The 19,905-nt window shown below is 68.6% G+C and carries 18 protein-coding genes, 1 pseudogene and 1 riboswitch; of the genes and pseudogenes, 14 read left to right on the forward strand and 5 right to left on the reverse strand.

Translation table 11 applies throughout. The annotated features are described in order from the left end of the window. The first annotated feature begins 165 nt into the window (after positions 1 to 165). The 4 genes from Talka_RS09010 (at position 166) to Talka_RS09025 (ending at position 2,539) form a co-directional block, all read left to right on the forward strand. Entirely contained in the window at positions 166 to 576 is a 411-nt protein-coding gene (locus tag Talka_RS09010; RefSeq protein WP_143890950.1) for a rhodanese-like domain-containing protein, read from the forward strand. 78 nt (positions 577 to 654) lie between these two features. Further along, positions 655 to 924 carry a glutaredoxin 3 gene (gene grxC, locus Talka_RS09015; RefSeq protein WP_143890840.1) on the forward strand — a complete coding sequence of 90 codons (270 nt, stop codon included), beginning with the start codon at positions 655 to 657 and terminating at the stop codon, positions 922 to 924. Between the two features lie 97 nt (positions 925 to 1,021). Beyond that, positions 1,022 to 1,492 (forward strand): protein-export chaperone SecB, encoded by a 471-nt coding sequence (secB, locus tag Talka_RS09020; protein ID WP_143890842.1) that lies wholly within the window; start codon positions 1,022 to 1,024, stop codon positions 1,490 to 1,492. Between the two features lie 21 nt (positions 1,493 to 1,513). Next, the gene (locus tag Talka_RS09025; protein WP_143890844.1) at positions 1,514 to 2,539 is read left to right on the forward strand and encodes an NAD(P)H-dependent glycerol-3-phosphate dehydrogenase; all 1,026 of its coding nucleotides are present in this window, start codon (positions 1,514 to 1,516) and stop codon (positions 2,537 to 2,539) included. 37 nt (positions 2,540 to 2,576) lie between these two features. On the opposite strand, the gene panC is transcribed toward Talka_RS09025, so the two are convergent. Continuing rightward, a complete protein-coding gene (gene panC / locus Talka_RS09030) occupies positions 2,577 to 3,428 on the reverse strand; it encodes a pantoate--beta-alanine ligase (protein WP_143890846.1) in 852 nt (283 codons plus the stop codon). Between the two features lie 53 nt (positions 3,429 to 3,481). Next, the gene (panB, locus tag Talka_RS09035; protein WP_143890847.1) at positions 3,482 to 4,357 is read right to left on the reverse strand and encodes a 3-methyl-2-oxobutanoate hydroxymethyltransferase; all 876 of its coding nucleotides are present in this window, start codon (positions 4,355 to 4,357) and stop codon (positions 3,482 to 3,484) included. A 181-nt stretch (positions 4,358 to 4,538) separates the two neighbouring features. Here panB and nadC point away from each other — a divergent pair, with 181 nt between their 5' ends. From nadC to Talka_RS09050, 3 genes are all read left to right on the forward strand, one after another. After that, positions 4,539 to 5,453: a carboxylating nicotinate-nucleotide diphosphorylase gene (gene nadC / locus Talka_RS09040; protein WP_143890849.1), complete on the forward strand. Its 915-nt coding sequence runs from the start codon at positions 4,539 to 4,541 to the stop codon at positions 5,451 to 5,453. A gap of 15 nt (positions 5,454 to 5,468) precedes the next feature. Continuing rightward, on the forward strand, positions 5,469 to 6,566 hold the full coding sequence (nadA, locus tag Talka_RS09045) for a quinolinate synthase NadA (protein ID WP_143890851.1): 1,098 nt from the start codon (positions 5,469 to 5,471) through the stop codon (positions 6,564 to 6,566). A 120-nt stretch (positions 6,567 to 6,686) separates the two neighbouring features. Then, positions 6,687 to 7,334 carry a hypothetical protein gene (locus Talka_RS09050; RefSeq protein ID WP_143890853.1) on the forward strand — a complete coding sequence of 216 codons (648 nt, stop codon included), beginning with the start codon at positions 6,687 to 6,689 and terminating at the stop codon, positions 7,332 to 7,334. Between the two features lie 8 nt (positions 7,335 to 7,342). Here Talka_RS09050 and thiC read toward each other — a convergent pair. Further along, positions 7,343 to 9,181 (reverse strand): annotated as a pseudogene (gene thiC / locus Talka_RS09055) (phosphomethylpyrimidine synthase ThiC); the annotation flags it as partial. Between the two features lie 73 nt (positions 9,182 to 9,254). Further along, positions 9,255 to 9,370, reverse strand: a riboswitch (TPP riboswitch). Between the two features lie 327 nt (positions 9,371 to 9,697). On the opposite strand from thiC, the gene aceA reads away from it, so the two are divergent. Next, positions 9,698 to 11,017: an isocitrate lyase gene (gene aceA, locus Talka_RS09060; protein WP_143890857.1), complete on the forward strand. Its 1,320-nt coding sequence runs from the start codon at positions 9,698 to 9,700 to the stop codon at positions 11,015 to 11,017. A 135-nt stretch (positions 11,018 to 11,152) separates the two neighbouring features. On the opposite strand, the gene Talka_RS09065 is transcribed toward aceA, so the two are convergent. Continuing rightward, positions 11,153 to 11,734: a malonic semialdehyde reductase gene (locus tag Talka_RS09065; protein WP_143890859.1), complete on the reverse strand. Its 582-nt coding sequence runs from the start codon at positions 11,732 to 11,734 to the stop codon at positions 11,153 to 11,155. Positions 11,735 to 11,904: 170 nt separating this feature from the next. On the opposite strand from Talka_RS09065, the gene thrS reads away from it, so the two are divergent. Next, entirely contained in the window at positions 11,905 to 13,836 is a 1,932-nt protein-coding gene (gene thrS / locus Talka_RS09070; protein ID WP_143890861.1) for a threonine--tRNA ligase, read from the forward strand. A gap of 15 nt (positions 13,837 to 13,851) precedes the next feature. Beyond that, the gene (infC, locus tag Talka_RS09075) at positions 13,852 to 14,460 is read left to right on the forward strand and encodes a translation initiation factor IF-3 (RefSeq protein ID WP_143890864.1); all 609 of its coding nucleotides are present in this window, start codon (positions 13,852 to 13,854) and stop codon (positions 14,458 to 14,460) included. A 52-nt stretch (positions 14,461 to 14,512) separates the two neighbouring features. Here infC and Talka_RS09080 read toward each other — a convergent pair whose 3' ends face one another. Beyond that, entirely contained in the window at positions 14,513 to 15,496 is a 984-nt protein-coding gene (locus Talka_RS09080) for a WD40 repeat domain-containing protein (RefSeq protein WP_143890866.1), read from the reverse strand. A 140-nt stretch (positions 15,497 to 15,636) separates the two neighbouring features. Between Talka_RS09080 and rpmI the strand changes: the two genes are divergently transcribed. The 4 genes from rpmI to pheT all read left to right on the forward strand — a co-directional run bounded on the left by rpmI (position 15,637) and on the right by pheT (position 19,901). Beyond that, on the forward strand, positions 15,637 to 15,840 hold the full coding sequence (rpmI, locus tag Talka_RS09085; RefSeq protein ID WP_143890952.1) for a 50S ribosomal protein L35: 204 nt from the start codon (positions 15,637 to 15,639) through the stop codon (positions 15,838 to 15,840). Positions 15,841 to 15,876: 36 nt separating this feature from the next. Next, on the forward strand, positions 15,877 to 16,248 hold the full coding sequence (gene rplT / locus Talka_RS09090) for a 50S ribosomal protein L20 (protein ID WP_143890868.1): 372 nt from the start codon (positions 15,877 to 15,879) through the stop codon (positions 16,246 to 16,248). Positions 16,249 to 16,376: 128 nt separating this feature from the next. Continuing rightward, complete coding sequence (gene pheS / locus Talka_RS09095; RefSeq protein ID WP_143890870.1) at positions 16,377 to 17,447, forward strand: phenylalanine--tRNA ligase subunit alpha; 1,071 nt, start codon at positions 16,377 to 16,379, stop codon at positions 17,445 to 17,447. Positions 17,448 to 17,480: 33 nt separating this feature from the next. Continuing rightward, a complete protein-coding gene (gene pheT, locus Talka_RS09100; protein ID WP_143890872.1) occupies positions 17,481 to 19,901 on the forward strand; it encodes a phenylalanine--tRNA ligase subunit beta in 2,421 nt (806 codons plus the stop codon). The last annotated feature ends 4 nt before the right edge of the window (positions 19,902 to 19,905 follow it).

The following is a 19,905-nucleotide window of genomic DNA, read 5'->3' on the forward strand; positions in this document are numbered from 1 at the left end:
GGTTGGGTACGCTGGGCTGGGGCTTGGGCGGGTCGTCGGCAGCCCGCACAAGAAAAGAGAAAAGAGGGATAAACGTCAACATTCTAGAATATCGCCCCAGTTCAAACAGGCCGGTCGCCGCTGGGCGGCTGGCGGGCCATCCGTAAACGAGGTGCTCGAATCGTGCTGGAATTCTTGGCGGACAACTGGGTGTTGGTCGCGGTGGCGCTGGGCTCGGGCTTGATGTTGCTGTGGCCCGCGCTGACGGGCGGATTGGCCGCCGGCGTCAACCCCACGCAGGCGGTGCAGATGATCAACCGCGACAAGGCCGTGGTGATCGACGTTTGCACGCCGGCGGAATTTGCCGCCGGGCATGTGGCCGGCGCGCGCAATGTGCCGCTGGATGAGCTGGCGACGCGCTTGCCGCAGGTGGTCAAGAACAAGGCCACGCCGCTGGTGCTGGTGTGCGCCTCGGGCGTGCGCTCGCGCCGGGCGGCGGCGATCGCCAAAAAGCTCGGCTACGACAAGGCGGTCTCGCTGGCGGGCGGCTTGGCGGCTTGGCGAGCCGCGAGCCTGCCGGTGCAAACCGGCGGCTAGGAGCTTCAGCGGCGGCTCGGGGACTCGGCGGCCCAGCGGGGCTGCGAGGTCGAAGGCTTTCATGTCAACGCGGTCAACATGGCTCACGTCAAGATCTACAGCAGCGATTTTTGCCCCTATTGCCATCGCGCCAAGGCGTTGCTGCGCGCACGCGGGGTGACCGAATGGGAAGAGATCAAGGTCGATGGCCGGCCTGAGGTGCGGCAAGAAATGGCGCGACTGGCGGGCCGCAGCACCGTGCCGCAAATCTTCATCAACGGTCAGCACGTGGGGGGCTGCGACGACCTGCACGCGCTGGATGCGCGCGGCGGGCTGGAGCCGCTGTTGCGCGGCCCTTCGCCTGCCTGAGGACGCGCGGGGCAAGGGCCAAGCGCTGCCATAATCGGCGCTCCATCCATCAAGCCCGCCGGTCACGCGCCGGCCTTTGTCCATCAGCGAGCCCGACATGGCAGACGAAACCCAACAACCGACCCCCGTGTTCCAGATCCAGCGCATCTATCTGAAAGAAGCCTCGCTGGAGCAGCCCAACTCGCCGGCCATCTTTCTGGAAACCCAGCAGCCCAGCGTGGATGTGCAGCTGGGCGTCGAAGCCCAATCGGTGGCCGAAGGCATTTTCGAAGTGACGGTGGTGGCCACGGTGCACACCAAGATCGGCGAGCGCACCGTTTTTTTGGTCGAGGCCAAGCAGGCCGGCATTTTTGAGATCCGCCACATTCCGCAAGAGGTGCTGCAGCAGGTGGTGGGCATCCAGTGCCCGCAGATCGTGTACCCCTACTTGCGCGCCAACATGGCCGATCTGATCGTGCGCGCGGGCTTTCCGCCGGTGCATTTGGCGGAGCTCAACTTCCAGGCTATGTACGAGCAGCAGATGGCCCAGCGGCAGGCTGAAGCGGCGGCCAACGGCCAGGCGGCGTAATCGAGAGCCGATCCACTGAAAATGCGGGTCACCATCCTGGGGGCGGGAGCTTGGGGCACCGCGCTGGCGGTGGTCACCGCGCAAGGCGGGCACCAGGTGCGCCTGTGGGCGCGCGACCCAGCGCAAGCCGAGGCGATGGCCCGCACCCGCGTCAACGCGCGCTACCTGCCGGGCGTGGCTTTGCCTGCTCAGCTTGAGGTCGCTGGCGGTGAGCTGGCCGCGCTGATGCCGTGGCTGGACGATGCCGATTTGGTGGTGGTCGGCACCCCCGTGGCGGCGCTGCGCGGCTGGTTGGCGCAGCTGGCGCAGACCTTGCCGGCGCGTGGCCGCGCGCACGTGCCCGTGGTGTGGCTGTGCAAGGGATTCGAGCGGCCCCGGCAAGCAGACGCGCAGGGTCTGCTCGGCCACGAAGTGGCGCAAGCCGTGGCCCCGGCATTGCGCACCGGCGTGTTCAGCGGCCCCAGTTTTGCCCGTGAGGTGGCCCAGGGATTGCCTGCGGCGCTGGTGGCCGCCAGTCGCGAACCGGCGGTGCGCGCCGCCATGATCGAGGCGTTTCACGGCCCGGTTTTGCGCGTTTACGCCAACGACGACGTGGTCGGGGTTGAGGTTGGCGGAGCGGTCAAAAATGTGCTGGCGATCGCCACCGGCCTGTGCGACGGCCTGCACCTGGGGCACAACGCGCGGGCGGCTTTGATCACCCGCGGCCTGGCCGAAATGACCCGGCTGGGCGTGGCGCTGGGGGCCCGTGCGGAGACGTTCATGGGCTTGAGCGGGCTGGGCGACCTGGTGTTGACCGCCACCGGCGATTTGAGCCGCAACCGCCAGGTGGGCCTTCGCTTGGCTCAAGGGTGGGCGCCGCAGCAGGCGCTGCAATCGCTCGGACACGTCGCAGAAGGGGTCTATAGCGCGCATACGGTGGCCCGGCGCGCGCGCGCTTTGGGCGTGGAGATGCCGATCACGCAAGCGGTGGTAGCCTTGCTGGACGGCCAACTGGACCCACGCGCAGCGGTCGATCGGCTGATGGGGCGCGACCCCAAGCCCGAGTAAACCGGCGTGCCCTATAGCCCCAAGGGTTCGGTTAGCCTCAGAATTCCCAATTGTCGATCAGGCGCGTGCGGCCTAACCGCGCCGCGCCGAGCGCCACCAGCCGACCGGGCTGGATCTCATGCGGCGCGGGCGGCTGCAGGTCGTCGCGACGGCGCACCGTCAGATAGTCCGGCTGCCAGCCGCGCGCAGCCAGCGCCTGCATGGCGCGCCGCTCCAGCGCGGCCAGGTTGTGCTCGCCGCCCAGCACGTCGGCGGCCAGCAGCCGCAGCGCCTGCGCCAGCTGCGGCGCTTCGGCGCGCTCTTCGGGCGAAAGGTAGCTGTTGCGCGAGCTCAGCGCCAGCCCGTCCGGCGCGCGCGCGGTCTCCAGCCCGTGGATCGTCACCGGCAGCGCGAACTGCCGCACCATGTGGCGGATCACCATCAGCTGCTGGTAATCTTTTTTGCCGAACACGGCGTGGCGTTCGCCCTTGGCTTGAGCGAAGACGCATTGAAACAGCTTCATCACCACCGTGCAGACGCCGGTGAAGAAGCCGGGGCGAAAGTGCCCCTCCAGCATGTCGGCCAGCGCTGGCGCTGGCTGCACCTTGAAAGTTTGCGGCTCGGGGTAGAGCTCCTCCTCCGCGGGCGCAAAGACAAGGTCGCAGCCGACCTCCGCCAGCCGCGCGCAGTCGGCCTGCAGCGTGCGCGGGTAGGTGTCGAAATCCTCGTGCGGCAAAAATTGCAGCCGGTTGACAAAGATGCTGACCACCGTCACGTCGCCCAAGGTGCGCGCGTGACGCACCAGGCTTAAGTGACCGTCGTGCAAATTGCCCATGGTGGGCACGAAAGCAGGGCGGTCGAAGGCGGCCAGCGCCTGGCGCAGATCGGCAATGGTGTGGATGACGCGCATCAGAATGGGTTGAAAATGGGCAAGCTAGCAGCGCTGCGCCAGTCAGCCAAGGGCTACCAAGCGTGCAGCGTATTGTCGGGGAAGGTGCCGTTTTTGACCGCGGCCACATACGCAGCCATGGCGTCGCGCACGCTGGCGGCGCCTTCCATGAAGTTGCGCACGAAGCGCGGCGTGCGACCCAGGTGCAAGCCGAGCATGTCGTGCATCACCAGCACCTGGCCGGCGGTGCCGTTGCCGCTGCCGATGCCGATCGTGTGGCAGCGCGGCAGCTGGCGCGTGATTTCGGCAGCTAGCGCTGCCGGCACCATCTCCAGCACCAGCATGGTGGCGCCGGCGTCTTGCAGCTCCAGCGCGTCGCGGCGCAGCCGTTCGGCCTCGGCGTCGCTGCGGCCCTGCACGCGGTAGCCGCCCAGCGCGTGCACGGTTTGCGGCGTCAGCCCCAGGTGCGCGCACACCGGGATGCCGCGCTCGACCAGAAAGCGCACCGTCTCCACCGTCCAGCCGCCGCCTTCCAGCTTGACCATGTGCGCGCCAGCCTGCATCAGCGCGGCGGCGCTGCGCATGGCCTCTTCCCGGGAGGTTTGGTAGCTGCCAAACGGCAGGTCGCCAATGATCCACACCGTGCCCTGCACGCGGCGCACACCGCGCACCACGCACTCGGTGTGGTAGCACATCTCCTGCAACGTCACGCCGACGGTGCTGGGGCGGCCCTGGCAGACCATGCCGAGCGAGTCGCCCACCAGCAGGCAGTCCACGCCGGCGGCGTCGGCCACGGCGGCAAACGTCGCGTCGTAGGCGGTCAGCATGGCGATTTTCTCGCCGCGCTCGCGCATTTCTTGCAGACGGGGCAAGCTCACCGGCTTGCGCGGCGGCAGCGGCGCCGCTGCCGGCAGCGTGCCATAAGGGGTGCGAATGGAAGGGTCGGTCATGGCAGCGCGGGGGTGCGCGGCTTTTGAGCCGCAGGCGCTAGTCTAGAACATCCGGATGCCGCAGGGTTGGCCGACGGGGCGGCCACTCATGGCCCAGCCGGCGTAGTATGCTTTTGGCTTTGCTATGCCGCTTGTTTCGACGGTCGTGGGGTGCGAGCGCGTCCGCGCCCAGCCATCTTAGATGGATGCTTTGGTCAAATCCGAGTTTCGCCGCCGGCCTGATCCCCTGAGCCTGCAGCCGCCGCTGCCCGATGTGGCGCGGCAGGCTGAGGCCGACGCGGCGCGCGCGCTGGCGGAGGACGTCGGGCCCGGCGACCTGACCGCGGCGCTGGCGCCGCCAGGGCGGCGCCTTCGCGCGCGCGTCATCGCGCGCGAAGGCGCCGTGGTGTGCGGGCGGCCGTGGGTGGAGGCGGCGCTGCGGGCGCTGGACGCCGGCGCGCGCTGGGACTGGCGCGTCGACGAGGGCGGCCGCGTGGAGCCGGGCGCCACCGTGTTCGAGGTCGAGGCCGAGGCGCGCGCGCTGCTGAGCGCCGAGCGCACGATGCTGAATTTCCTGCAGACGCTGTCGGCCGTGGCCACCGCCACGCGCCGCTACGTCGATGCCGTGGCCGGCACGCGCGCGCGCATCTGCGACACGCGCAAGACGCTGCCGGGGCTGCGCGTGGCGCAGAAGTACGCGGTGCGCATGGGCGGTGGGCTCAACCACCGCATGGGGCTGCACGACGCCATCCTGATCAAGGAAAACCACATCGCCGCCGCCGGCGGCGTGGCCGAGGCGCTGCGGCGCGCGCAGCGGCTGGCGCCGCAGGCGCTGTTCGTGCAGATCGAGGTCGAGACGCTGGCGCAGCTCGACGAGGCGCTGGACGCCGGCGCGCGCCTGATCCTGCTGGACAACATGGAGCTGCCGACGCTGCGCGAGGCGGTGCGGCGCAACGACGCCCACCCCGGCGGCGGGGCGGTGCTGGAGATCTCCGGCGGCGTGACGCTGGCCAACGTGCGGGCGCTCGCGGAGACCGGCGTGGACCGCATCTCGGTGGGGGCGCTGACGAAGGACATCCAGGCCGTGGACCTGTCGATGCGCCTGCTGCCGCCGTGAAGGACGAGCGACGAGATGGAACACGTGATCGAGGTGGAGGTCGAGCAGCCGGCGTGCACCACGCGCCACGCGTGGGCGCGGGTGCCGGACGAGCCGTCCCCGGCCGAGCGGCAGGCGCTCAAGGCCCGCATCGCCGAGCTGCTGCGCGCGCGCGACGCCGTGCTGGTGGCGCACTACTACGTGCACCCGGACCTGCAGGATCTGGCCGAGGCCACCGGCGGGCTGGTCAGCGACAGCCTGGAGATGGCGCGCTTCGGCCGCGACCATCCGGCCCGCACGCTGGTGGTGGCCGGCGTGCGCTTCATGGGCGAGACGGCCAAGATCCTCTCGCCCGACAAGACGGTGCTGATGCCCGATCTGGACGCGACCTGTTCGCTCGACATCGGCTGCCCGCCCGACGACTTCGCGGCCTTCCGCGCCGAGCACCCCGACCGCACGGTGGTGGTCTATGCCAACACCAGCGCCGCCGTGAAGGCGCAGGCCGACTGGGTGGTGACCTCCAGCTGCGCGCTGGACATCGTCGGTGCGCTGCGCGACGCCGGGCACCGCATCCTGTGGGCGCCGGACAAGCACCTGGGCGGCTACATCCAGCGCGAGACCGGCGCCGACATGGTGCTGTGGCGCGGCTCCTGCGTCGTGCACGACGAGTTCAAGGCGTTCGAGCTGGAGGCGCTGCGGCGCGAATACCCCGAGGCCAAGGTGCTGGTGCACCCGGAAAGCCCGGCGGCGGTGGTGGCGCAGGCCGACGTGGTCGGCTCGACCTCGCAGATCCTGCAGGCCGCGGCCAACCTGCCGGCCAGGGTGTTCATCGTCGCTACCGACAGCGGGCTGATGCACCAGCTGCGCCAGCGCCATCCGGACAAGCTGTTCCTGGAGGCCCCCACGGCCGGTAACGGCGCCACCTGCAAGAGCTGCGCGCACTGCCCGTGGATGGCGATGAACGGCCTGCGCGGCGTGCTGGAGGTGCTGGAGACGGGGCTCAACGAGATCCACGTGGCGCCGGAGCTGATCCCGCGCGCGCGGCTGCCGATCGAGCGGATGCTGGCCTTCACCGCGGCGCGCAAGCGCGGCGAGCCGCCCGGTGCGCTGGTGCCGGGGCTGGGCGCGGTCTGAACCTCAGCTGGCCGTTGGCGGTTCAACCCTTGCTTGAACAGGGTTAAGGCGGCCCTTGAGTGTTGCGCTGCCGGCAACCAAGCCTAGCATGCCGTCTCCAACACGTCGAAAGGGCATGCCATGGAGACAACCCGGGCGCGGATGGTGGCCGCGCTGGTCATGGGCGTCGTGGGCGCGGGGTCCGTTGGAGCGTTGACGCTGGACGACGTGGCCCGCGAAGGCGAGCTGCGCTTCCTGGCCGAGCGGCCCGATCCCGGCGCCTACCGCTACGACGCCGAGGCGCGCATCGACGCCGACAGCCTGCGGCAGGGGGTGGTGACGATGCGCACCTGCCACCGCCAGCTCGATCCCAACCCGCGCATCGTGGTGGCGTTCAACCCCGAGCGCGTGCAGTCGATTGACATCGTCAGCACCGAGGGCGTCGGCCGCGCGTGGGTGGAGGGCCGCCGCGTCGAGCTGGCCGACGTCCAGCGCGGCGGCAGCGTCTGCATCGACCTGCGCACGCGCGCGCTGGAGCCAGCCGGCGAGGGACGCTGGAAGCTGCACGCCGGCCCGCTGATGCGGCGCTACCTGGATGGCTACCTGCCGATGGAGGCCGAGCTCAAGGTCGTGTGGCCGCCCGGCATGCTGCAGGTGACCGCCACCGACCCGGCGCCGCAGCCGGGCGTGATCCTATCCACCCGTGCCGACGGCGCCACGCTGCACGTCACCTTCGCCGGTCGCCTGTCGGCCACGTGGGAGTTGCAGCGCCCGGCGGCGGCGCGCTAGGCTGCGGCGGCGTCGGCGTGCGCGCGCAGCTCCTGCGTGATGCGCATCGAGCAGAACTTCGGCCCGCACATCGAGCAAAACGGCGCGCTCTTGGCGGCGTCCTTCGGCAGCGTGGCGTCGTGGTAGGCGCGCGCGGTGTCGGGGTCCAGCGCCAGGTTGAACTGATCCTGCCAGCGGAACTCGAAGCGCGCCTTGGATATGGCGTTGTCACGGATCTGCGCGCCCGGGTGGCCCTTGGCCAGGTCGGCGGCGTGCGCGGCGATCTTGTAAGCGATCAGTCCTTGCTTGACGTCGTCGCGGTCGGGCAGGCCCAAGTGTTCCTTCGGCGTGACGTAGCACAGCATGGCCGTGCCATACCAGCCGATCTGCGCCGCCCCGATCGCGCTGGCCAGATGGTCGTAGCCGGGCGCGATGTCTGTCACCAGCGGTCCCAGCGTGTAAAACGGTGCTTCGTGGCAGTGGCGCAGCTGCTCGTCCATGTTGGCCTGGATCAGCTGCATCGGCACGTGGCCAGGCCCCTCGATCATCACCTGCACGTCGTGCCGCCAGGCGATGCGCGTCAGCTCGCCCAGCGTGCGCAGCTCCGCGAGCTGCGCCTCGTCGTTGGCGTCGTGGATGGAGCCGGGGCGCAGCCCGTCGCCGAGGCTGAAAGCGACGTCGTACGCCTTCATGATCTCGCAGATCTCCTCGAAGTGGGTGTAGAGGAAGTTTTCCTGTCGGTGCGCTTGGCACCAGCGCGCCATGATCGAGCCGCCGCGCGAGACGATGCCGGTTAGCCGCCGCTCGGTCAAGGGGATGAAGTCGCGCCGCACGCCGGCGTGGATGGTGAAGTAATCGACCCCCTGCTCGGCCTGCTCGATCAGCGTGTCGCGAAACACCTCCCACGACAGCGCCTCCGGGTCGCCGCCAACCTTTTCCAGCGCCTGATAGATCGGCACCGTGCCGATCGGCACCGGGCTGTTGCGGATGATCCACTCGCGCGTCTCATGGATGTGGCGTCCGGTGGACAAATCCATCACGGTGTCGGCGCCCCAGCGCACCGCCCAGACCATCTTGTCCACTTCGGCGGCGATGTCAGACGCCAGCGCCGAGTTGCCGATGTTGGCGTTGACCTTGACCAGAAAGTGGCGGCCGATGATCATCGGCTCGCTCTCCGGGTGGTTGACGTTGGCGGGGATGATGGCGCGGCCGGCAGCGACCTCCTGCCGCACGAACTCCGGCGTGATCTCGGCCGGGATGCGCGCGCCGAACGCCTGGCCGGGGTGCTGGCGCAGCAGCCGCTCGGCCATCGCCTGCCCGCGCGGGCCGCAGGCGCGCAGGGCCTCCAGGTAAGCCTGACGGTTCTGGTTTTCGCGGATGGCGACGAACTCCATTTCCGGCGTGATGAGGCCGCGGCGCGCGTAGTGCAGCTGCGTGACGTTGGCGCCGGCGCGCGCGCGGCGGATCGGGCGCATGGGCCCCGGCATGCGCAGGTGCGCGGTGGCCGGGTCGCGCTGCCGCGCCTGTCCCCAGCTGCTGCTCGGCCCGGGCAGCGTCTCGGTGTCGCCGCGCTCCTCGATCCAGCGCAGGCGCAGCGGCGGCAGACCGCGGCGGATGTCGATGTCGGCGTCGTGCGCGGTGTAGGGGCCCGAAGTGTCATACACCCACACCGGCGGGTTGGGCTCGCCGCCCAGCGCCGCGGGCGTTGGCGACTGGGCGATCTCGCGCATCGGCACGCGCAGATCCGGGCGGCTGCCGGTGACGTACACCTTGCGCGAGCCGCAAATGGGCCCAATGGTGATGGCGTGGGGCTCTGGCGCGGTGGCGCGGCGCGGGCTGGCAAGAGCCACGGTGGCGGCTTCGGTCATGGACGCTCTCCTCAAGTGGGGCGGATGGCTGGCGGCCCCGAGAGCATCCAAACCTGACGCGGCGCCAAGGCAGCGCCTGTGGGCTGGCTCGTCCTTTCGCCGGCATGACCCGGATCAAGTTCGACGGGTTCGGCGCCTGCACGCAGCGCCGTCTCAGCCCACTTTGCGTGGACACCCCGGAGCACGACGGACATTGTAGTGCCGGCGTGGGGATGCGACGAGCTTGGGACGAGCTTGGGGTCTCGTCATGATTTCAAGATTTGAAAATAACGTCGCTGATATGAAAAGAGCGGGTGGCGTCTGGAATGGCTTGCGCGCATGGTGCGAACAGGGTTCTCACGATAAGAAATAGGATATCTAAAAGATTAATTTTTATAGCGTTTTTTGAGTCTTGTATAAGACACAAGATATCTGTTCTGTCTTATAGAAGACTTATACTGTGACCCAGCAGGCGGCGCTTTCGCCAGCCGCAGCCGCCGGTTTCACGATCCCATCCGAAGTTGAAGGAGTCTTGGCATGACGACCTATCCCACCCGTCAACAGCAGATCGCTGCTCTGGAGAAAGACTGGGCTGAAAACCCGCGCTGGAAAGGCATCAAGCGCGGCTACAGCGCCGCCGACGTGGTGCGCCTGCGCGGCTCGCTGCAAATCGAATACACGCTGGCCAAGCGCGGGGCGGAAAAGCTTTGGCGCCTGATCAACGGCGAGGCCAAGAAAGGCTACGTCAACGCCTTTGGTGCGATCACCGCGGGCCAGGCCATGCAGCAGGCCAAGGCCGGGCTGGAGGCGGTCTATCTGTCGGGCTGGCAAGTGGCTGCCGACGGTAACACCAGCGAAACCATGTATCCGGACCAGTCGCTGTACGCCTACGACTCGGTGCCGACGATGGTGCGCCGCATCAACAACACCTTCAAGCGCGCCGACGAGATCCAGTGGAGCCGCGGCATCGGCCCCGGTGATGCCGGCTATATCGATTACTTCCTGCCGATCGTGGCCGACGCCGAGGCCGGCTTCGGCGGCGTGCTCAACGCCTTCGAGCTGATGAAGAACATGATCGCCGCAGGCGCCGCCGGCGTGCACTTCGAGGACCAGCTGGCGGCGGTGAAGAAGTGCGGCCACATGGGCGGCAAGGTGCTGGTGCCGACGCAGGAGGCGATCGAGAAGCTCATTGCCGCGCGCTTTGCGGCCGACGTGATGGGCGTGCCCACCATCGTGCTGGCGCGCACCGACGCCGAGGCGGCCAACCTGCTGACCAGCGACCACGACGCCAACGACCGTCCGTTCCTGACCGGCGAGCGCACGCAGGAAGGCTTCTTCCGCGTCAAGAACGGCCTGGAGCAGGCGATCAGCCGCGGCGTGGCTTACGCGCCGTACGCCGACCTGGTGTGGTGCGAGACCGGCACGCCGGACCTGGGCTTCGCGCGCGAGTTCGCGCAGGCCATCCACGAAAAATACCCCGGCAAGCTGCTCGCTTACAACTGCTCGCCGTCGTTCAACTGGAAGAAGAACCTCGACGACAAGACGATCGCCGAGTTCCAGGACAAGCTGTCGGAGCTGGGCTACAAGTTCCAGTTCATCACGCTGGCCGGCATCCACATCAACTGGTACAACACCTTCATGTTCGCCTACCACTACGCGCGCGGCCAGGGCATGAAGCACTACGTCGAGATGGTGCAGGAACCCGAATTCAAGGCGCGCGAGCTGGGCTACACCTTTGTGTCGCATCAGCAAGAGGTGGGGGCGGGCTACTTCGACGACGTCACCACCGTCATTCAAGGCGGTTCCTCCAGCGTCAAGGCGCTGGTGGGATCCACCGAAGAGGCGCAGTTCCACTGAGCCACACAATTGCCGCGCACCCCGGATGGGGGCGCGGCGCGGCCCGAACCGCCGTCCCGTGCAGCCCGGCTGCGGGCTGCGCGGGCTTTTCGCTTGGGGCGGACGCAGCGCCGCCAAGGCGGCGCCGGATCGGGTTTAGACGATGCGACAAGCTTCGTCGAAGCTCAGACGCGGCCCGCGCGGGTAAAGACCCGCGGGGTCGCCGTAGCCGAGGTTGCACAGAAAGTTGGTGCGCACTGTGGTGCCGGCCCAAAAGGCCGCATCGACCGCGGCGGCGTCAAAGCCGCTCATCGGCCCGCAGTCCAGCCCCAGCGCGCGCGCCGCCAAGATAAAGTAGCCGCCCTGCAGGCTGGCGTTGCGCAGCGCGGTGGCGGCGATGAGCTCCGGGTTGCCCTCAAACCAGCTGCGCGCTTGCGGGTTGTGCGGAAACAGCCGCGGCAGCTGCTCGTAAAACGCCATGTCCATGCCGAGGATGGCTGTCACCGGAGCCGCTTCGGTTTGGGCGCGGTTGCCTTCGCTGAGGCAAGGCAGCAAACGCGCCTTGGCCTCGGGGCTGGTGACAAAGATGATCCGCGCAGGGCAGCAGTTCGCCGACGTCGGCCCCCATTTCATCCAATCGTAGAGCTGCCGCAGCAGGGCTTCAGGCACAGGGCGTGGCTGCCATGCGTGGTAGGTGCGGGCGCGGTCAAACAACTGTTCAGTGGTGAGGCTAGCCATCGCGTGACGAACCTTTTTGTGGCCAACACGGTTGCGTTGAGGCGGCTGACGTCGGGCGGCCGCGAAAACCAGCTTCCTATTCTGTGCGAAAATCCGCCAAGCTGGTTGAAAGTTAAGCAGCGCGGTTCCTCAAGGCAGCCGCGCTTTTTGTTGTCGCTGCAATCAAACCTATGCCGGTCATTCACATCACGCTCCCCGATGGCGCCCAGCGTTCTTTCGACGGCCCGGTGACCGTGGGCGAGATTGCCGCAGCCATCGGGCCGGGGCTGGCCAAAGCGGCGGTGGCCGGCAAGATCCAGCTCGACGGCGAGGCGGCGCCCCGCGCGGTGGACCTGAGCCATGTCGTCGAGCGCGACGCGCGCGTCTGGATCCTGACGCCGAAGGATCCGGAAGGGCTGGAGGTGGTGCGCCACTCCACCGCGCACTTGCTGGCCTACGCCGTCAAGGAGCTGTTTCCCGACGCGCAGGTGACGATCGGGCCGGTGATCGAGGACGGCTTTTACTACGACTTCAGCTACAAGCGCCCCTTTACGCCGGAGGATCTGGCGGCGATCGAGAAGAAGATGGCGGAGCTCGCCGCGCGCGACGAGCCGGTGCAGCGCCGCGTGCTGCCGCGCGACGAGGCGGTGGCGCACTTCCGCGCGATGGGCGAGCACTACAAAGCCGAGATCATCGAAAGCATCCCCGAAGGCGAGGAAATCAGTCTCTATCGCGAGGGCGCGTTCGAGGATCTGTGCCGCGGCCCGCACGTGCCCTCCACCGGCAAGCTCAAGCACTTCAAGCTGATGAAGGTGGCCGGCGCTTACTGGCGCGGCGACCCCCGCAACGAGCAGCTGCAGCGCATCTACGGCACCGCCTGGGCCAGCAAGGAGGACCTGCAAGCCTACCTGCACCGGCTGGAGGAAGCCGAGCGGCGCGACCACCGCAAGCTCGGCAAGGAACTCGATCTGTTTCACCTCGACGAGCACGCGCCGGGCCTGGTGTTCTGGCATCCCAAGGGCTGGACGCTGTGGCAGCAGGTCGAGCAATACATGCGACAGGTCTATCGCGACAACGGCTATCTGGAGGTCAAGGGCCCGCAGATCCTGGACAAGGCGCTGTGGGAGAAGACCGGCCACTGGGACAAGTACCGGGACCACATGTTCATCACCGAGAGCGAGAAGCGCGACTACGCGATCAAGCCGATGAACTGTCCCGGCCACATCCTGATCTTCAAGCAGGGCGTCAAGAGCTACCGCGATCTGCCGCTGCGCTACGGCGAGTTCGGCCAGTGCCACCGCAACGAGCCCAGCGGCGGCCTACACGGCATCATGCGCGTGCGCGGCTTCACGCAGGACGACGGGCACATCTTCTGCACCGAGGATCAGATCCTGGCGGAGTGCGGGGCGTTTACGCGGTTGCTGAAAAAGGTGTATGCCGACTTTGGCTTTACCGAGATCCTCTACAAGGTCTCGACGCGGCCGGCGGCGCGCATCGGCTCGGACGAGCTGTGGGACAAGGCCGAGGCAGCCCTGATGCAGAGCCTGCGCGACTCTGGATGCGACTTTACCATCTCGCCGGGCGAGGGGGCGTTCTACGGCCCCAAGATCGAGTACACGCTGAAGGACGCCATCGGCCGTGAGTGGCAGTGCGGCACGATCCAGGTGGACTTCAACCTGGCCGAGCGGCTCGACGCCGAATATGTGGCGGAGGACGGCAGCCGGCGTCGGCCGGTGATCCTGCACCGCGCCATCGTCGGCAGCCTGGAGCGATTCATTGGCATTCTGATCGAGCAGTATGCCGGAGCGTTGCCGGTGTGGCTGGCGCCCACGCAGGCCGTGGTGCTCAACATCACCGACGCCCAGGCGGACTACTGTGGCGAAATCGCCAAGGCTTTGCGCGCGCACGGCTTTCGCGTCGAGCTTGATCTTGCCAGCGACAAGATCACCTATAAAATCCGCAAGCACGCGCTGCAAAAGGCGCCTTACATCCTGGTCGTGGGCGACAAGGAAAAGGCCACAGGCAGCGTGGCCGTGCGGGCGCGCGGCAATCTTGACCTTGGGGTCATGCCGCTGCAGCAGTTTGTGGAGCGCCTGCGCGAGGATGTCGCTTGTAAACGTTGACGAAGGAAAGTCGCCATCGCTACGCCCCGTCCCAGTTCGTTTCGAGATCGCCGCCAGCGCGAAGAGCGGCAGCATCGTCTGAACCGTGAAATCACCGCCCCCGAGGTGCGCCTGACCGGGCCGGATGGCCAGCAGATTGGCATCGTGCCGCTGCAAGAGGCGCTTCGCATGGCCGGCGAGCTCGACGTGGATTTGGTTGAGATCGCCCCGATGGCCAATCCGCCGGTGTGTCGGCTGATCGATTACGGCAAATTCAAATACGCCGAGCAAAAAAAAGCTGCCGAAGCCAAGGCCAAGCAAAAGGTCATCGAGGTCAAGGAAGTCAAGTTCCGGCCCGCCACCGACGAGGGCGACTACCAGGTCAAGCTGCGCAACATCCGTCGCTTTCTGGATGACGGCGATAAATGCAAGGTGACGATGCGCTTCCGCGGGCGCGAGATCACGCACCAAGAGCTCGGTTTGGCCCTGCTGGAGCGCATCCGCCAGGATTTGGGCGACACCATTGTGGTCGAGCAGTTTCCCAAGCTCGAAGGCAAGCAGATGATCATGATGATCGCGCCGGCGCGCAAAAAAGGCGGCGGCGCGCCCAAGGCTGAAGCCCCTAAAGCCAGCATCACGGCTTGATGCGCCGTTGGGGCGGCGCGGGACACTTCGCTGCGCGTGCCGTTGCGCACGATTACACGCCCCACGCAGCCACTGAACCGCTCGAAAGCAGCGCGGCATAGCGCCCTTTGCCGACCACGGCCAGCGCCAGCACCGCTTGCGGGCGACTCGTGCGCTCGCGTGCGCTTCTCAATGGCGCTTGCCACGCCGCTTTGCGTTCTCCGCTTTGCAGGCTCCAAAGGGCGACCTCGCCGTAAGCGCTGCCGGTGACCAGCCGGCGGCCATCGGCGGTGAAGGTCAGGGTTGTGAAGCCTGCTCGCTTGGGCCCAATGGGTGGCGCGGCAGGCTCCCCGTCGCGCAAGTGCCACAGCCGCACCGGCCCGATGCCGGGCGCGGCGGCCAGCATCCGCTCGTCGGGCGACAGCGCCAAGGCGCGGATCGGTGCGCCCAGCGCCCAGCGATGGCGCACGGAGCCGTCGGTCAGATCCCAGACGCGCACCAGCCCATCGTCGCTGCCGGTCACGCCCAGCCGGCCGTCCGCGGTAAGCGCCACGCAGCCGACCGCCGCGTTTTGCGGGATGGGGGTCGGCCGTCCCTGCCTTGGCGGCGGCAGATACCAGGCCAACATGCCCTGCGTGCCGATGAGCAGGTGCTCGGCGTTGGCGGTCAGCGCCACCGCGCGAATCGGGCTGCCCATCTCCCAAGGGCCCACGTGGCGCTGACGCCCAGGTTGCCACAGGTGCAACCGCCGACCCGCGGCGGTGGCCAGCCAGGAGCCGTCGGGCGCAGCAGCGCAGGCGCGCACTGCGGCGGTTTCAGGGTGATCGGGCATGTCATGCGTGAAGCGCGCCAGTTCGCGTCGGGCGCGCCAATCCCACAGCGTCGCTTCGCCTTGCAGCGTGCCAACCAGCACCCGCTCGCCCTGCACGAAAAAGCAGCCGCACTGCGCCCCCGGGGCTGCCACCGGAAACAGCGCCGGTGCGGCCTCGGCACAGTGGCCCGCCAACGCCAGCGGGACGGCCAGCAGCGCGCGGCGAGGCAGAAGGACGTGTGTCATGAGAGGGAGTGTATAATGTGGGGCTTTCCATAGAAGCGACTGGCAGGGCCAGGCTCGAATCAAGACTGTGCACGGTGGGCAGCCGCGCGCAGCGCCCTGCGGTGGCAATCATCCTTGACTTGATTCGCGAGGAAGCCATCATGCCCAAAATGAAGACCAAAAGCGGGGCGAAAAAGCGGTTTCGCGTGCGTCCCGGCGGCACCGTCAAGCGCGCGCAGGCGTTCAAGCGCCACATCCTGACCAAAAAATCCACCAAGACCAAGCGTCAATTGCGCGGTCCGGCCAATGTGCACGAGCGCGATTTGGGTCATATCGCCCAAATGATGCCGTATGCCGGCTTGTGAGCGGCAGCGCGACACTGTTGAACGAAGGAGCTAAACATGCCTCGCGTAAAACGTGGTGTGACGGCGCGCGCCCGTCACAAGAAAGTGTTGGCGCTGGCCAAAGGCTTCCGTGGCCGTCGTAAGAATGTCTTCCGCGTCGCCAAGCAGGCGGTGATGAAGGCGCAGCAATACGCCTATCGTGATCGCCGCGCTCGCAAGCGCGACTTTCGCCGTCTGTGGATTGCGCGCATCAACGCCGCTGCGCGCGAGCTGGGCTTGACCTACAGCCAGTTTGCCCACGGGCTGCGCAAAGCGGCCATCGGCATCGACCGCAAAATGCTGGCTGATCTGGCCGTGCGCGACCAGGCGGCGTTTGCCGCCATCGTCGAGCGCGCCAAAGCCAGTTTGGCGCCGGCGGCGGCTGGGTGAATTCACGCGATGCGGTGCGCAGCCAAAAGCACCGCCGGTGTTTCGAAAGGCCAGCAGCCGGGCGCGCTGCTGGCCTTTTGTGTTGAGGTCACCTCGGCGTGGCCTGTGTTCTTCCGATGGATCCCGGCATGAACGACCTCGACTCGCTGGTGCAGGCGGCGCGCGCGCAGTTCGCGCAGGCCGCCACGCCGCAGGAACTGGACAACGCCAAGGCCCGCTTCCTGGGCAAGCAGGGGCTGCTGACCGAGCGCATGAAGGCGCTGGCGCAACTGGCGCCCGAGATGCGCAGGGCCGCCGGCACCGCCATCAACGAGGCCAAGCAGGCCATCGAAGCGGCGCTGCAGGCGCGCCGCGCCGAGCTGGCCGAGGCCGAGCTGCAGCGCCAGCTGGCCGCCGAGGCGCTGGACGTGACGCTGCCGGGCCGCCAGCGCGGCCAGGGCGGGCTGCACCCGGTGAGCCTGACGCTGGAGCGCATCGAGGCGATCTTCGGCTCGATGGGCTTCGAGGTCGCCGACGGACCGGAGATCGAGACCGACTGGTTCAACTTCACCGCGCTCAACACCCCGGCGGACCACCCGGCGCGCTCGATGCACGACACCTTCTACGTCGAAGGCGGCACGCCCGAGGCGCCGCTGCTGCTGCGTACGCACACCAGCCCGATGCAGATCCGCCACGCGGTGCAGCACGTCAAGCGCGCGCGCGCCGCGGCTGGCGACGACGGGGCGGGGCTGTTCGCCGGCGAGATGCCGGAAATCCGCGTCATCGCCCCGGGGCGCACCTACCGCGTGGACAGCGACGCCACGCACTCGCCCATGTTCCACCAGTGCGAGGGGCTGTGGATCGGCCGCGACGTCAGCTTCAAGGACCTGAAGGTGGTCTTCACGGCGTTCTGCCGCGCGTTCTTCGAGACCGATGACCTGAAGCTGCGCTTCCGGCCGAGCTTCTTCCCGTTCACCGAGCCCAGCGCCGAGATCGACATCCAGTTTGCCGGCGGCCCACTGGCCGGGCGCTGGCTGGAGGTGGCCGGCTCCGGCCAGGTGCACCCCAACGTGGTGCGCAACATGGGGCTGGATCCGGAGCACTACATCGGCTTTGCGTTCGGCATCGGGCCGGACCGCCTGACGATGCTGCGCTACGGCGTCAGCGACCTGCGCCAGTTCTTCGAGGGCGACCTGCGCTTCCTGGCGCAGTTCCGCTGAAGCGTCCCGCACCCGACGACGACCGAGGTCACGATGCAGTTTCCCGAATCCTGGCTGCGAAGCTTCTGCAACCCAGCATTGGACAGCGACCAGCTGGCCGAGCTGCTGACCATGGCCGGCCTCGAGGTGGAGGAGGTGCGCCCGGTGGCGCCGCCGTTTTCCCGCGTGGTGGTGGCCGAGATCCTCAGCGCCGAGCCGCACCCCAACGCCGACCGGCTGCGCGTCTGCCGCGTGGACGCGGGGCAGGGCGAGCCGTTGCAGATCGTCTGCGGCGCGCCGAACGCGCGCGCCGGCATCCGCGTGCCGTGCGCGCTGGTGGGCGCGGTGCTGCCCCCGGGCGCCGACGGCAAGCCGCTGGAGATCCGCGTCGGCAAGCTGCGCGGGGTGGAAAGCCACGGCATGCTGTGCTCGGCGCGCGAGCTGGGCCTGTCGGACGACCACGGCGGGCTGCTGGAACTCGCCGCCGATGCGCCGGTCGGGCGCGATCTGCGCGAGGCGCTGGCGCTGGACGACCGCATCTTCACGCTCAAGCTCACGCCCAACCTCGCGCATTGCCTGAGCGTCCACGGCGTGGCGCGCGAGGTGGCGGCGCTGACCGGTGCGCCGCTGCACGCCCCGGCCATCGCGCCGGTTGAGCCGCGCCACGGCGAGGTGCTGCCGGTGCGCATCGACGCGCCGGACCTGTGCGGGCGCTTCACCGGCCGCGTGATCCGCGGTATCGACCCCGCGGCCAGGACCCCCGACTGGATGGTGCAGCGCCTGGCGCGCTGCGGCCAGCGCAGCATCTCGGCGCTGGTGGACATCTCCAACTACGTGATGTTCGAGCTGGGCCGCCCGTCGCACATCTTCGATCTGGACCGGATCCACGGCGGCCTGCAGGTGCGCTGGGCTCGGGCGGGCGAGACGCTGGAGCTGCTCAACGGCCAGACCGTGACGCTGGACGAGACGGTGGGCGTCATCGCCGACGAGCGCGGCGTGGAGTCGCTCGCCGGCATCATGGGCGGGCAGGCCACGGCGGTGTCGGACGCCACGCGCCACGTCTATGTGGAGGCGGCGTTCTGGTGGCCGCACGCGATCGCGGGCCGCGCGCGCCGCTTCAACTTCAGCACCGAGGCCGGGCACCGCTTCGAGCGCGGGGTCGATCCGAGCACGACGCGCGAGCACGTGGAGCGCATCACGCAGCTGATCCTGGAGATCTGTGGTGGCGAGCCCGGCCCGATCGACGACCACGTCGTCAACCTGCCGCAGCCGCAGCCGGTGACGCTGCGCGTGGCGCGCGCGGCCAAGGTGATCGGCATGCCGCTGACGCAGGCGCAATGCGCCGAGCCGCTGCGCCGCCTGGGGCTGCAGGTGGCCGAGGGCGACGGCGTGCTGACGGTGACGCCGCCGCCGTACCGCTTCGACCTCCAGATCGAGGAGGATCTGATTGAGGAGGTGGCGCGCGTCATCGGCTACGACCGCCTGCCGGATGCGCCGCCGCTGGCCCCGGTGCTGCCGCGCGTGCGGCCGGAAGGGCGCCGCTCGCCGTTTGCGCTGCGGCGCCAGCTCGCGGCGCTGGGGTACCAGGAGACGATCAACTTCAGCTTCGTCGAGGAGCGCTGGGAGCGTGATTACGCGGGCAACGACGCGCCGATCCGGCTGCTGAACCCGATCGCCAGCCACTTAAGCGTGATGCGCTCCAGCCTGATCGGCAGCCTGCTGGCGGTGCTGCGCCACAACGTGGATCGGCGCGCCTCTCGTGTGCGGGTGTTCGAGATCGGCCGCGTGTTCCGCCGCGACCCCGCGGTGCCGGACGGCGACACGACGGTGGCCGGCATCGATCAGCCGCTGCACGTCGCGGGGCTGGCGTGGGGCGATGCGTGGCCGCTGCAGTGGGGCGAGCGCGCCCGGGCCGTCGATTTCTACGACGTCAAGGGCGATGTGGAGGCGCTGCTGGCGCCGCGCGTGGCCACCTTCGAGCCGGCGACGCACCCGGCGCTGCATCCGGGCCGCTGCGCGCGCATCGTGCTGGACGGGCGCGCGATTGGCGTGATCGGCGAGCTGCACCCGCGCTGGCGCCAGGCCGAGGGCTGGACGCAGGCGCCGGTGCTGTTCGAGCTCGACCTCGAGGCGGTGCTGCCGCGGCCGCTGCCGCAGGCGCAGCCGGTGGGCCGCCACCAGCCGGTGCAGCGCGACCTGGCGGTGGTGGTGCGCGAGCAGGTGACGCACGCCGAGCTGATGGCCGCCATCGAGGCGGCGCGCCAGCCGTGGCTGCGCGCGGCGGTGCTGTTCGACGTCTTCCGCCCGAAGACGGGCTCGACCCCTTCGGGCCTGAGCGAGGGCGAGAAGAGCCTGGCGGTGCGGCTGACGTTGGAGCGTGATGAGGCCACGCTGACCGACGCCGAGATCGACGCCGCGGTGGCGGCGGTGCTGCAGTCGCTGCAGGCGCGGCTGGGGGCGCGGCTGCGCGCCTGAAAAG

The organism is Tepidimonas alkaliphilus (assembly GCF_007556595.1).
GTDB classification, from domain to species: Bacteria; Pseudomonadota; Gammaproteobacteria; order Burkholderiales; family Burkholderiaceae_C; genus Tepidimonas; species Tepidimonas alkaliphila.

Excerpts from the sequence above, each read along its gene's own strand:
- grxC (WP_143890840.1), top strand. The coding sequence starts at position 655 with ATGGCTCACGTCAAGATCTACAGCAGCGATTTTTGCCCCTATTGCCAT.
- secB (WP_143890842.1), top strand. The coding sequence starts at position 1,022 with ATGGCAGACGAAACCCAACAACCGACCCCCGTGTTCCAGATCCAGCGC.
- Talka_RS09025 (WP_143890844.1), top strand. The coding sequence starts at position 1,514 with ATGCGGGTCACCATCCTGGGGGCGGGAGCTTGGGGCACCGCGCTGGCG.
- panC (WP_143890846.1), bottom strand. The coding sequence starts at position 3,428 with ATGCGCGTCATCCACACCATTGCCGATCTGCGCCAGGCGCTGGCCGCC.
- panB (WP_143890847.1), bottom strand. The coding sequence starts at position 4,357 with ATGACCGACCCTTCCATTCGCACCCCTTATGGCACGCTGCCGGCAGCG.
- nadC (WP_143890849.1), top strand. The coding sequence starts at position 4,539 with ATGGATGCTTTGGTCAAATCCGAGTTTCGCCGCCGGCCTGATCCCCTG.
- nadA (WP_143890851.1), top strand. The coding sequence starts at position 5,469 with ATGGAACACGTGATCGAGGTGGAGGTCGAGCAGCCGGCGTGCACCACG.
- Talka_RS09050 (WP_143890853.1), top strand. The coding sequence starts at position 6,687 with ATGGAGACAACCCGGGCGCGGATGGTGGCCGCGCTGGTCATGGGCGTC.
- aceA (WP_143890857.1), top strand. The coding sequence starts at position 9,698 with ATGACGACCTATCCCACCCGTCAACAGCAGATCGCTGCTCTGGAGAAA.
- Talka_RS09065 (WP_143890859.1), bottom strand. The coding sequence starts at position 11,734 with ATGGCTAGCCTCACCACTGAACAGTTGTTTGACCGCGCCCGCACCTAC.
- thrS (WP_143890861.1), top strand. The coding sequence starts at position 11,905 with ATGCCGGTCATTCACATCACGCTCCCCGATGGCGCCCAGCGTTCTTTC.
- Talka_RS09080 (WP_143890866.1), bottom strand. The coding sequence starts at position 15,496 with ATGACACACGTCCTTCTGCCTCGCCGCGCGCTGCTGGCCGTCCCGCTG.
- rpmI (WP_143890952.1), top strand. The coding sequence starts at position 15,637 with ATGCCCAAAATGAAGACCAAAAGCGGGGCGAAAAAGCGGTTTCGCGTG.
- rplT (WP_143890868.1), top strand. The coding sequence starts at position 15,877 with ATGCCTCGCGTAAAACGTGGTGTGACGGCGCGCGCCCGTCACAAGAAA.
- pheS (WP_143890870.1), top strand. The coding sequence starts at position 16,377 with ATGAACGACCTCGACTCGCTGGTGCAGGCGGCGCGCGCGCAGTTCGCG.
- pheT (WP_143890872.1), top strand. The coding sequence starts at position 17,481 with ATGCAGTTTCCCGAATCCTGGCTGCGAAGCTTCTGCAACCCAGCATTG.